This is a genomic window from Intrasporangium sp., from assembly GCF_035280925.1.
Taxonomy (GTDB): Bacteria; Actinomycetota; Actinomycetes; order Actinomycetales; family Dermatophilaceae; genus Intrasporangium.
Genome location: NZ_DATEEY010000189.1, coordinates 1 through 12,260, shown reverse-complemented (window position 1 = coordinate 12,260; position 12,260 = coordinate 1). Strand labels below are relative to the sequence as shown.

Here is a 12,260-nt window from a genome sequence, read left to right as displayed (position 1 = left end):
TACCACCTCGGCCGAGCGGCAGACAGGCCGCGCCCTAGGTGTCCACAGTGGGCGGAGCGAAGCGCCGCCAGCAGTCCCCCTGGAAGCGGAGACGGCCCCGTTGCCTCGGAGTCGTCAGAGGAGCGAGCGGCGGGGGTCGCGTCTTCACCGTGCTGATCTGCGCACTCAGCGGACGGTGACATGCTTGGACATGAGTGGCTTTCTCTAATCGCACACGGACAGCACGAAGGTGTGAGGAGCGTTGATGTCGAGCCGCGTTTCTGCAGGTCAACGACCGCTTCGTCGCCTCTGGGCTGGCTGGCTTCCAAACAGGTGGTTAGGGGTTCGAGTCCCCTCGCCAGCTCCGTGTTGGCATGGTGCGCAAGGAAAATCATTCACCCTCCCTCCACGTTTGTCACCAGTTCTCGAAATCAGGTGGTCGAGGGGTCCAAGCAGGGTTTGGCCTGCGCAGACGTCGACCGGGTGCGCCTGTTGGGGTGGACACTGGGTGCCGGATTACCGGGTTCCAATAGCGCGTGGATCGCAGGACACCGTCGCCGCTACGATCCGTGCCACCTCGTCGGGCCAACGTATCGGCGTCCCTGCGCGTCGTGGCGCCAGCGTCGGTGTCGGTCCCACATGAATGCCCCGGTCAGCACTGCCGCTGCCCACCGTGGGCCAGTGGACACTGAGGTCATGCGCGGCTGCGGGAACTTGCCGGCTTCACTGACCTGACCCGAGATCGATAACCTGCTGTGCGTCGAGGGGAAGCCGGTGGACGAGAACACGGACGACCTGACCCGGGCACGGCAGGCTTACGCGGCGCAGGACTGGGCCACTGCGGCGACGTACTTCGACGCTGTCGCGGGCCAGCCACTCACCGCGGACGACCTCGCGGCTTACGCCGACACCGTTTGGTGGCTCGGTCGCATCGAGGACAACCTTCGTCTCGGCGCCGCTGCCTATGACTCCTTCCTGGCCGACTCCCGACCGGCCGAGGCGGCCCAGACCGCCACGGTGCTCGGCATCTTCCACATGGCGCGGGGCGACGAGCCGCAGGCAGCGGGTTGGCTGGGTCGCGCGGGGCGGTTGGCGGAGGACCTCCCAGACAGCCCGGCGCACGGGTACTTGGTCAACTTCACCGTCGTCGAGGCGAGTCTCATGGCTGGCCAACCAGCCGCAGCAGTGGACGCGGCCCGTCGGGTGCAGGACCTCGGCCGACGGATCAAAGCCCCGGACCTGGTCGCGGTGGGCTTGAACGGTGAGGGCCGCGCCTTGATCAGGTCTGGTCACCTCGTCGACGGCATGGCGGTCCTCGATGAGGCGATGGTCACCGTGCTGGACGGCCGGCTGCCGCCATTCATCTCGGGCACCCTCTACTGCCATACCATCGCGGCCTGCCACGAGGTCGCCGACCTGCGCCGAATGGCGCGCTGGACGGACTTGGCCGAACGATGGTTGTCGACCTTGCCAACCGCGGTGTTCTTCGGGGGTCTGTGCGGGGTGCATCGGGCACAGCTGCTGTTGCTACGGGGCGAGTGGGCGGCGGCGGAACACCGTGCACTCCAGGTCGTCACGGATCTCGACGGCAACAGGATCGACTATGCCGCGGAGGCCTGGTACGTCGTTGCTGAGGCGCGTCGCTTACGCGGTGACCCGAGTGCCAGCGATGCCTACGGCGAGGCGCATGCCCGTGGGCGAGACCCGCAACCGGGACGGGCCCTGCTGCGGCTCAAGGAGGATGACTCAGCGGGTGCCGCCGCCTCGGTGCGCGCGGCCCTGGCGGCGGCGGGCACCGACCCGTTGCGCCGTGCTCCGTTGTGTGTGGCAGCGGTCGAGATCGCGGTCGCCGCGGGACGTCTCGATGACGCCACCGCCGCCGCGTCCGAGCTCCAGGCGACAGCAGCGACGTACGGAACGTCTGGTCTGGTGGCCATGGCGGCAGCAGCGCGCGGCGCGGTGCTGCTGGCCGAGGATCGCGCCGAGGAAGCCCTCCCGGTTCTCCGCGATGCTTGCCGGCGCTGGCACGAGCTCGGTGCGGCGTACGACGCCGCCACGACCTGCGTTCGGCTCGCCGCGGCCTACCGTTCGCTGGGTGACGCGGCCTCCGCCGCCGCAGAGGTCGCGCAGGCTGAGGCGGCGTTCGAGCGGCTGGGCGGCGCACACAGGCCGGGGCCGGAGTCGCCCGGGGGTCTGACGCGTCGCGAGCGAGAGGTGCTGGCCCTCCTGGCGGCCGGCCGCTCCAATCGAGAGATCGGCGAGCAGCTCTTCATCAGCGACCGCACCGTCGCGCGCCATGTGACGAACATCTTCCACAAGATCGGCGTCACCTCCCGTACCCAGGCCACGCGCTACGCCCTGGACCACGGGCTGGCGGCCGCCCGGTGAGGCGACTGCGCAGAAATGCGTAGGTCGGCCGCCGCCGGTTGGTCAATCGCACCGATGCCCGGGGCGACAACCCCGGCCTAGCGTTCCGGTAGACGCGCTGAACGGCGGCGCAGCGAGCGATCAGGAGTGATCACGATGACTGAGGAGCGCATCCACCGAGCGGTCTCCCGCGACGGCACCGAGCTCGCCGGACGAGTGCGCGGACAGGGGCCGCCGCTGGTCCTGGTCCACGGCGGGATCGGAGACGGCGAGCTCGCTTGGGAGGCCGTGTGGCCGCACCTCGCCGACAGGTTCAGCTGCTACCTGCCGAGCACCCGGGGCCGCGGGCTGTCGGCCGACAACCCGGACCATTCGCCGCCGCGCCTGGTGGAGGACGTCACGGCGTTCGTCGAGAGCATCGGCGAGCCGGTCGGTCTGGTCGGCTGGTCGGGTAGCGGAGCCTGGGTGCTCGGCGCGGCCGCGGGCAGCGCCTCCGTGGCGGCCGTAGCCGCGTACGAGCCAGGTGTCATGTCGGTGATGGGCGGGGACATCCTCCGCCAGACCGCCGGCACTGTCGAACAGATGGCAATGGCGGCCGCCGATGGCCGGCTCGTCGAGGCGATGCGATCGTTTGTCCCATGGATCTGCAACGACGAGGAGATCGCCGCGTTGCCGACAGACTTCTTCGACCGCTGGGCCGCCGCGGTGCCAGCCATGCTCAGGTTCGTCGAGCAGGACGCCTCCTATCGAGGCGTCCGCTCCACCGACCCTGACGAGCTGGCGCGCGTTGCCGTGCCGGTGCTGCTGCTGCGGGGCGAGCAGACCAGGCTCGGCACCTGGTTCGCCGATGGTGCGGACTTCATCGCCCGGCACGTGGCCGAGCCGCAGGTCCGAGAGCTGTCGGGCGTCGGGCACTTCGCCCCCTTGCTCGCACCAGCGTCCCTCGCAGACGAGCTGATCGCCTTCTTCGAGTCGGTTCGGCAACCGGCCTGACCTCACCCGCCGCAGAGGAGCTTGTCGTCCCCACCGCGAGCTGAGACCGCTGGACGCCAGCTCCTCATGGGCTCCTCCCACGCCACGGCTGGGCTCAGTCCTTGAAGATCTGCTCCCGCACCGATTCCCGCTTCTCGAGCGCAGACTCGATGCTCGCCAGCTGCTCCTCGCTGGCCGGCAGGTCGAACACCTCGGAGATGAACCGCGTGAGCTCCGGCCGGTAGTCGTGGCCGAAGGGCCGGTAGGCGCCGGGCACCTGGGCGTTCTTCATGTCGACCAACGTCTGGACGAAGGTCGTGACCGGCCGCCACCGCATCCGCGGGGAGATGCCGCGGGGGCTGGCGCCCTCGACCGCCTCGCGGCGCGGCCGTCCCGGCTCCAACCAGGACGGCCGGCTGGTGAGCAGGTCGAGCCCGAACCGCGCGACGCCGTCGTTGTCGTGGCTCAGGAGCACGTAACGCAGCTTCCTCCGGCGCTCGGGCGGGATCGCCATGAGCTGGTCGATGTCGTTGACGACGGTGACGAGCTCCGGGTCGACGTCGGGCCGGGGAGGGCCGGTCACCTGGTGCATCCACCCCGAGCCGTACGGCGTGCCGATCCACAGGGCGCGTTCGAGACCGAGCGCCTGCGGGCCGATCGTGCCCCAGTGCAGCAGCACGTCCTGGCTCGTGTGCGCGCCCAGGCTCTCGCCGAAGAGCACCACACGGGGACCGGAGCCGTTGAGCTCACGCAACCGGGCGCTCAGCCGCATCCACAGGAGGCGGTTCTGCTCCCGCGCGTACTTCACCTTCATCAGCGACAACGGCGAGGGTCGCTTCGAGTACTGCATGGTGACCATGGCGATGTCGCCCCGAGTGAGGTACGTCGCGGCGGCGCTCGCGCAGTAGTTGACGTAACCGCTGCCCGTCGGCGAGATGAGCATGAGGACGGACCGGTTCCAGGCATTCGTCCGGTCGAGCTCGGCGATGGCGAGATCGACCCGCTCGGACACGGTCGGGGCGCTGTCGAGCCCGACGTAGACCTGGACCGGATCGGCCACCGCCGGCTCGCCCATGATGGCGGGAATGCTGAAATCGAGATCCGCCGGCCGGTCCGGTGGGGGCTGGGTGCGCACGGACAGCACCGCGTGCCGCCGCCCCTCACGCCCCATCGCCGACCACGAGACGAGACTCTGCGTGGATCCGCTCACCGTTGGCTCGACCCAGTGACGACCGCCCTCGGGGTCGTCGAAGACGGGGTCGACGACCGAGGCGCCCGCCTCGACCTTCGTCATGGCGCGTTGCCACAGGGCGTTGCCGCCGGCGACGACACCGGTGAGACTCAGCACGTGCCCGGAGAGGCGCCAGAGTGCCGGCGGCCCGGGAAGCCACTGGGCCAGATGTTCGCCCGCCTGTTCAGCCAGCCACATCTCCCCGTATGCCGCCCCTGTCAGACCACCGGCCACCGCCGTCCCGAGGGCTGCCGCGCGGACCGGGTGCATGCTCTCCGGCTCGTGCGGCTGAGGTGGCAGGTCCCGGACGTCCCGCAGCTGCCGGCGCAGCACGGTAGCGCCGACGGTCAGCCCGATCGGCACGGCAACAGGAAATCGGGCCAGGCGACCGTGCGCACCGACGACATCGTCGAGCGCGATGAGGCCCGCCCGCGAGGTCCCGAGGACGGCCCCGCCGACGCCGGTCGCCATCAAGCGCCAGCCAACCTGCCGGATGCTGCCTCGGAGCATGGCCTCGTTCGGCCGGCGCGAGACGAAGCGGTAGAGCCCGTAACCAACCGGAATGGCCAGCAGGTCGAGAGCCAGCGTCGCCACCGCCTGTTTCCGGATCTCGTTCCGGCCGGGCAGCGCCCGGGCCGCGAGGACCCCGAATGCCGCGACCGCGTCCTGGGTCGTCGTCGAGACGGCGTAGTTCAGGGCCATCGTGAGGCCGGTGATGAGCGCCTGGTCCTGTGTCGACCGAGGCACGAGCGACGGTTCGAAGGTGCCCGGTGCTGCCGCGCTGGCCATGACCAGCCCGGTCTGCGCCGCAGTGGCAAGTGGTTGCGCCAGGCCGGACTCGTTCAGCGCCTGGCCCATGATCTGCTCGAAGGTCCGCATGTCTCTGTGCTCCCGCCGACCGGCCACGGCGCCTGACACCGCGTGGCGTGGCTTCACGATAACGAGAGACACTCCGTCCCGTCCGGCCCGTGCACCAATCTCATTCGGAGCGGGTGAGAGCGTTGGCAGCACGGTGACGCGCCGCCGTGCGGCCCCCGGCTCCGGTCAGCCAGGTGACAGCAGTGCCGAGAGGGCATCGAATGCCTCCGGGCGGATCCAGTAGTAGACGTACGTGCCGCGCCGCTCGCAGTCCACGAGACCGGCCTCGCGCAGCGTCTTCAGGTGGTGGGAGATGGTCCCAGAGGACAGGTCGAAGGCCGGCGTGATCTCGCACACGCACAGCTCGGGCTCGGCGGCGATCATCGAGGCCATCTGGAGTCGGACCGGGTCTCCCAGCGCCTTGAACATGGGCGCGAGGCGCTCGGCGTCGACTGCGGTGACGGGCGAGGATGCCAGTCCGCAGCAGCTCGGCTCACGGCCCTTCGGCGGGGACTCGAGAACGGTCATGCTTCTATCTTGACAGATGTCAAATCAGTGCGCCATTCTGGGACTGATTCGATAACCCTCAAAGCAAGGAGGCAGGAATGACCGCCCAGCAGATGAGTGACGAGCAGGTTCGCGAGGCAGTACGGGAGCGGTATGCCGCGTCGGCCGCCAGTGTGTTGAGCGCGCAGCCGCAGACCGGGTGCTGCGGGGACGGTGGCTGTTGCGGGGGGTCGGGCGACGCGGTCGACCCGATCAGCAGCGACCTCTACGACGCCAGCGACGCGCCGTCCGAGACCGCCTTGGCCGCCTCGCTGGGCTGCGGCAACCCGACTGCGCTGGCCGAGCTTCACCCCGGTGAGGACGTTCTCGACCTGGGCTCCGGCGGAGGCCTGGACGTACTGCTCTCGGCGAGGCGCGTGGCTCCCAGCGGCACCGCCTACGGGCTCGACATGACGGACGAAATGCTCGAGCTGGCGCGCCGCAACCAGGCCGAGGCCGGCATCGAGAACGCGACGTTCGTGAAGGGCACCATCGAGGACGTGCCGCTTCCGGACGGAGCGGTCGACGTGGTGATCTCCAACTGCGTCATCAACCTCTCCCCGGACAAGGACGCGGTCCTGCGGGAGGCGTTCCGAGTGCTGCGTCCGCAGGGTCGGTTCGCGGTCTCCGACATCGTGCTGCTGCGCGACATCCCCGAGCAGCTGCGCGGTGTGGTCGGGTTGTGGACCGGGTGCATCTCCGGGGCCCTGCGCGACGACGAGTACGTCGCGAAGCTCGCTGCCGCAGGCTTCCAGGACGCTGACGTCGAGGTGACCCGGCACTACACCCGTGATGACCTCGAGGCCATGGCCGAGGCGACCGACGTTGCCGAGCTCCCCGAGGGCATGGCGCTGCCCGAGCTGGTGGACGCACTCGATGCCGCCTTCGCCAGCGCCTTCATCCGGGCCCGCAAACCGTGACCCTGCCAGGAACAACGGGTGGGGAACCTGATGCTCTTCTCAACAGATGCAGGACCGACTGGTAGTGCTCAGTGACAACGCCGCCGAGGTCATCGGCAGCTCGTCCCACAGCCTCGACTTCGGCGTCGTTCCAGTCACTGAAGGTGCGGAAGAGTCTGCGCACGCGCTCGCTGTCCAGCTCGATCGACCAGCGCCACTGCTCGGATCGAACTGGCTCGAACCATCCCCCTGCCGCCAGCTCATCCACCGTGGGACGGTCGTCGGTGCGGCGCTCGCTTGCCCCCGGCGGGCGCGCGGCCACGATCCGCTGCACTCGGCGCCGGAACTCGGTATAGGCGCGCTCGTCGCCAAAGCGGTGACGCCAAACCGCCAACCAACCCTCTGCGCGCAGCGCCGTGTGGAGCTTGGGGAGAGCAGTCGAGAGATCTATCCAGTGCATCGACGTCGCCGCCACCACTGAGTCGAAGGAACCGGGCGACAGTTCGGCATCCTCAAGGCGCGCCAGAAGGACTGCGGCTCCGGGGACGTCGCGCCTCAGCAAGCCGGCCAAGCCACGCCCCGGCTCGACGGCCACCACGTCGCTACCCGACCGGACCAGCTCCCGGGTGGCCAGGCCCGACCCGGCGCCGACTTCCAGGACCCGGGTTCCAGCACCGATGACTCCAGCGGCCTTGAGCAATTCGTACAGGCTCGGCGGATACGGAGGTCGGGCATCGGCGTACTCAGCCGCCATCCGCTCGAAGTGCATCCCGGACATGGCTTCGGATCAGTCGTCGAAGACGTGCCAGCAGATGGCACTCCGGCGTTGTTGATCGTCGAGAACGAGGTCACGGACTGCGGCAGGAAGCTGCGCTCGCTGCCACTCCCGCTCGGTGGCCCGAGCCTGCGCCGCCTCGTCGGCTGGGACGCGGGCGCCCGCCGCCCTGATGGCGTAGGCCGCAGCACCCAGGTCGTGGGCGGCGACATGAGCCACCGCAACCGCCTGGCCCGCCGACAGTGCCGCGAACTTCGCCGGGTCGGGCATCCCACGGGCCGCGGCATTCGCCTGGAAGGCCGCTCGGTGCGCGGCACGCATGGGTACCTCACCGCGGATCCAGGCACGACCGGTCTCGAGGGCCTCGCGGGGCCGGCTGTCACCCGACTGACGATCCTCGAACAGTGGCAGCACGTGCGCGGCGCACAGCAGGGCCCAGTCCGCCAACAGTCGGTGGTGTTCGTCCGTCAGCGTGCCGCCGCGACGGATCGTGATGAGCCGAGGATCACGCTCTTTCGGGAGGATCGGCACCCTCCCTTCCTACCATTCGGCTGGCCGACGGCTTGGCAGGTCACGCCAGAGCGGAAGAGTCCTCTACGGCCGGTGCGCCACCTTGGCAGGCTCGAGGTCTTCGCCTTGAGGGAGCCTGAGCGTGAGTGGAGCTGGCAGCGGCAGGCAGCTCAGCGGCATACGACCAATTCCGTATGCCGCTGAGCTCAGCCCGCCTCGTCGGCTCGCTCCCGCGGTGGCGGGCTCTGCGTCGTGGCACTCAGCGTGAGCTGCGCTCGGTGGTGGCGGTAGTGCTTGGGGGCCCACGCCAACAGGTCTGCTCGGCTCATCCACGCAGCGAAGTACGGGTCCCACCGGGCCGGGACGCTCATCCCGCGCGCCAGGTCCGCCGCCGTGGCGCGGTCGCCCCAGTGGATCAACCAGTTGGTGTCACCGACCATCCAGCGTTGGGCACGGTCCAGCCCGGCGAACCTCGCGCCCCCAACGCTCCCGGCGTAGTTGACCCATTCGTAGGGCCGCGTCGCCGCCGTCAGCAGAGCGGCGTACCCACGAGACGCAGCTGGTGGGAGATGGGAGAAGCCGCCCATCACGGGAACCATCGCGCGAGCGATCCGCTGGCCGAACCACATGTGGAAGAGCAGCTCGCGGTTGGTCCACTTCGTGCCGTCTGAGGGACCGTCGAGCTCCGATGACGTCGCCGCCTCGACGACGCGGCAGTAGTCGTCGCGGATCCATTCCAGCGCTGAACGGGTCTGCTGGCTCAGGGTCACGTGTCAATTGTGCTCCGCCGACCTCTGGGGTGCGGCGCCTCGTCCGCCGACGTGTCCTCGATGAGCGCTACGACACGGATTCAAGTGTGTAGCAGGCCAGCACCGCCGCGGCGCGATCTCGCGGATCGCTGCTGTTGGCGGCCTCGGACAGGTCCTGCCACAGCAACACGGTGGCTTCTGCAGTCGCCTGCAGCTCTGACTCCGTGAGGCCAGCGAGCTGATTGGCCAAGGAGCCGTAGAGCTGCTCCACAGAGCGGATCTCACCGCTGGAGACATCGCACGCCACCCCCAGGGCAACGTCACGGACGGACCCGTCGGTCCGGGCATCGAGAGTCTTCGCGGACCGCAAGGTCCGCTGCCACAGAGGAGCGCTGTCCGCCTGGGGTGCCGTCGAGCGGAGCACGTCCTCCGAGACGCCGCCCGCGGCCGCCAGCCTCGACAAGTCGTCGGCGGTCAGTTCGAGCGATCTGGCACTGCCGCCGATGGCCACCGCAGCCTGATCGACCGCGCTGGCACTGATCTTGACAGTGGACCCCGAACAACCAGCAAGAAGGACGACCACGCCCACCAAACCAACCGTGAACCTGCTCCCCATTGCCGCAGTGTGGCACCGACTCAGCGGGAGGGCGGCCGGATCGGGAAATGCCGGCGCGACGATTGCTCAGCGACGACGTGGAGTGCCGACACCGCGGGCCCGTCGACATCAACCTGACGTTTGCGGCAGTCCACCCGTGGCATGCTGTCCCGCGGGATGATCTGCTCATGAGCCGAGCCGCGATCCATGCCGAGCCGTTCGTCCATCTCGTCGACCTGGCCCACGACCGCGTCCTCATCGCCTGGGGTGCCTTCTTCTTCGAGCGGACTCCGCAGGGGCGCTGGGAGATCGTCGACGACGAGGCGTTGGCCAGGGAGGTCGGGCGCCACACGTGCATTGGCTCCTCGGCAGAGCCGTTCGGCAGCGCCACGGTCCAGGTCCTCTCGGCGGACGGTGACGTGGTTGCCCAAGCTTCAACCGACGAGCACGCCTGGGTCTGGGTCGAGGGACTCCAGCCCGACACGGACTACCACTACCGCGTGGTCGTGGACGGCAGGGAATGGGCGTCCGAGGAGCTCTGGGACTGGGTGCCTGTCGCCCGCGGCGGCTACGACCTGGCGCCTTCCGGTCGGCGATACGACCTGAGGTTCCGGACCTGGCCGCACCCTGACGCTTCGACGCAGTCACTCCGGTTCGTGGCCATGGGTGACTACGGGGTGGGGATGCGTTCGGACGCGGAGTCGAGCCGGCGGCAGCGGCGCATCGCTGAGGTCCTCGAGCGGCTCGTCAGCGACCACGACGTTCGGTTCGTGCTTTCTCTCGGCGACAACATCTACCAGGGCGAGCAGGGCAGGGTGGACCAGGAGGGCGGCGGCGAGGACGACGACTGGTACTCCAGCTTCTTCCAGCCCTACCGTCTCGCCATCGCCCGCGTGCCGGTCCTGCCCGCGATTGGCAACCACGACAGCACCGACTCGGAGGGCAGTGACGACCGGGCCCAGATGGAGGACAACTTCCACATCAAGGAGCGCTTCCACCACGGCCTCGAGACGGCCTCGGTCATGCCGGGCCTCTTCTACCGGATGCGCTACGGAGCTGATCTCGAGCTCGTGTGCCTCGACACCTCCCTCGACAGCGAGGAGGACCAGATCCACCGCTACTTCCAGGCGCCGAACCACCGGGAGTGGCTGCGACGTACCTTCAGCGAGCCGGTGGGCAGGTGGGTGATCCCGTTCTCGCACCATCCGGTCTACACGGCCGGTCCGAACCATGAGAACGACGAGGAGATGCGACAGGCGTTCGAGCCGCTCTTCGACGCGACCGACGTGCGGCTTGTCCTGGCCGGCCATGAGCACAACTTCCAGGTCAGCCACGTCAACGACCGGTCGTATGTCGTGTCGGGCGCGTCCGGCCAGCTCGACGAGCGGGTGCCACACCGGTTCGCCGAGGCGCACACGACGGCCTGGGCGGCACAAGCCCACGTGCTGCTCATCGAGCTCGACCAAGCAGAGGCGCGGATCACCCCGATCTCGGGGCTCATGCAGGACGGTGGGCTGCATCCGATGACGGCGCTCACGCCCGAGAACGACCTGGTCGAGCCCCCGATCGTGATCCGAAGGGCGCCCTGACGTCAGCCGAGCCAGAAAGGAGAGGGACAACAGGCGACCAGTGCTGCTGCGCTCGTCCGAGGCCCACGGCTGGCAGTACTTGCCAGCCAGATGCCGGCGAGTTCGTGGTCAGTCGACGACGCGGGCGCGCCCCCCGTTGCGCTGGATCCGGCAGAACCAGCGCCATGGACTCGGTCCAACCGCGCCAGGAAAGTTCTGGATTCAACAGGAAAACGTGTCATGATGAGCGCCACTACTCGTCACACAGGTAGTGGCCGTCTCCTCGGAGACGGTTGCCAAGGCGCCCGGCGCGCATTCGTGGAGGGGTGCGCGCCGGGTCCGCCCGGGCGGAGATGGCAACCTTCTCCGCCGGGCGCCGCGAGGTCCGCCTCGTGGCAGATGGTGCCGCCCCGTCGGTTCCGGCGCTCCCCCTGTCGCCGGCAGACGGGGCGGCACCTCGCTTTCCGGGCGGCGCCACGGGCGCGCGGGCCTGTGGTCCACCACCAACCGGGCCGTATGCCGCTCAGCCGGCGACATGCCCAACGCGCGGTGGGCGCGCGACCCAGCTCACCGGCACACGCGGGTGGCTGCGTTCCCGACAGGCGTCACCGCGGGACGACGTAGCGGGGTTCCATTCCCAAGGGGTCGGTCAGCGGGAGCTCCTGTTGGAGGGTGGTGCAGGCCATGTCCAGGGTGCAGCGCTGGAGCGTGTTCTCCGGCGGGCCCACGTACACGTCCTGCGCCGTGTTCCGGGAGATGAGGATGGAGCTCTCGTTGTCGTCGAGGCGCCAGCTCCATCCCGCGATCGGCTCCTGAGGCGTGCCGCCGAGCATGTCCTTGCCATCACTCGCCGTGTAGACCGCCGCGATGAACCAATGGCCACCGTCGATGTACTTGCTACCCACGAGATACGTGCCACTCGGCGAGAACGAGCCCGGCTGGAAGTGTGCCGGGTTGCCTTCTCGGCCGCACTTCTCGATGAGCGTGGGGAAGTCGGGCTTGGTGAGGTCGGCGACCGCCCAGCATCCCGGTTCCAGTCCGTCCTGGTTTGGCAGCTCCCACTGGAGCGCGGCGCGAGTCCGGTCGTCGGAGACGGCGACGACGTGCGAAGGTATCTCGCGCGTCTCGTCGGTGACGTAGTTCCACTCCAGTCCGGGCTGCGACGAGTCGGCGTTGAGGTAGGCGTGGTCCCCGACGATCGCCGCCGGCAT

General features: G+C 69.2%; 11 protein-coding genes. 4 read left to right on the top strand and 7 right to left on the bottom strand.

All coding sequences use genetic code 11. From position 1 onward, the window contains the following. The first annotated feature begins 753 nt into the window (after positions 1-753). Positions 754-2,367, top strand: coding sequence for a helix-turn-helix transcriptional regulator (locus VJN29_RS17365; RefSeq protein WP_324144893.1), 1,614 nt, complete (start codon positions 754-756; stop codon positions 2,365-2,367). 135 nt (positions 2,368-2,502) lie between these two features. After that, positions 2,503-3,339: an alpha/beta hydrolase gene (locus tag VJN29_RS17360; RefSeq protein WP_324144892.1), complete on the top strand. Its 837-nt coding sequence runs from the start codon at positions 2,503-2,505 to the stop codon at positions 3,337-3,339. A gap of 94 nt (positions 3,340-3,433) precedes the next feature. Here VJN29_RS17360 and VJN29_RS17355 read toward each other — a convergent pair whose 3' ends face one another. Next, a complete protein-coding gene (locus VJN29_RS17355) occupies positions 3,434-5,428 on the bottom strand; it encodes an alpha/beta-hydrolase family protein (protein ID WP_324144891.1) in 1,995 nt (664 codons plus the stop codon). Between the two features lie 165 nt (positions 5,429-5,593). Then, entirely contained in the window at positions 5,594-5,935 is a 342-nt protein-coding gene (locus VJN29_RS17350) for a metalloregulator ArsR/SmtB family transcription factor (RefSeq protein ID WP_324144890.1), read from the bottom strand. Between the two features lie 77 nt (positions 5,936-6,012). On the opposite strand from VJN29_RS17350, the gene arsM reads away from it, so the two are divergent. Continuing rightward, positions 6,013-6,873 carry an arsenite methyltransferase gene (arsM, locus tag VJN29_RS17345; RefSeq protein ID WP_324144889.1) on the top strand — a complete coding sequence of 287 codons (861 nt, stop codon included), beginning with the start codon at positions 6,013-6,015 and terminating at the stop codon, positions 6,871-6,873. Here arsM and VJN29_RS17340 read toward each other — a convergent pair. The 4 genes from VJN29_RS17340 to VJN29_RS17325 all read right to left on the bottom strand — a co-directional run bounded on the left by VJN29_RS17340 (position 6,851) and on the right by VJN29_RS17325 (position 9,502). Beyond that, positions 6,851-7,630, bottom strand: a complete 780-nt coding sequence (locus VJN29_RS17340) for a class I SAM-dependent methyltransferase (RefSeq protein ID WP_324144888.1) — start codon at positions 7,628-7,630, stop codon at positions 6,851-6,853. The two genes, arsM and VJN29_RS17340, sit on opposite strands and share 23 nt — an antisense overlap. 9 nt (positions 7,631-7,639) lie before the next feature. Continuing rightward, positions 7,640-8,158 (bottom strand): putative immunity protein, encoded by a 519-nt coding sequence (locus tag VJN29_RS17335; RefSeq protein WP_324144887.1) that lies wholly within the window; start codon positions 8,156-8,158, stop codon positions 7,640-7,642. A 185-nt stretch (positions 8,159-8,343) separates the two neighbouring features. Next, positions 8,344-8,907 carry a DinB family protein gene (locus VJN29_RS17330; protein WP_324144886.1) on the bottom strand — a complete coding sequence of 188 codons (564 nt, stop codon included), beginning with the start codon at positions 8,905-8,907 and terminating at the stop codon, positions 8,344-8,346. 67 nt (positions 8,908-8,974) lie between these two features. After that, the gene (locus VJN29_RS17325) at positions 8,975-9,502 is read right to left on the bottom strand and encodes a hypothetical protein (protein ID WP_324144885.1); all 528 of its coding nucleotides are present in this window, start codon (positions 9,500-9,502) and stop codon (positions 8,975-8,977) included. A gap of 167 nt (positions 9,503-9,669) precedes the next feature. Between VJN29_RS17325 and VJN29_RS17320 the strand changes: the two genes are divergently transcribed. Next, positions 9,670-11,070, top strand: coding sequence for a metallophosphoesterase (locus VJN29_RS17320; protein ID WP_324144884.1), 1,401 nt, complete (start codon positions 9,670-9,672; stop codon positions 11,068-11,070). Between the two features lie 584 nt (positions 11,071-11,654). On the opposite strand, the gene VJN29_RS17315 is transcribed toward VJN29_RS17320, so the two are convergent. Further along, on the bottom strand, positions 11,655-12,260 hold a 606-nt coding region (locus VJN29_RS17315; protein WP_324144883.1), incomplete at its 5' end, for a hypothetical protein.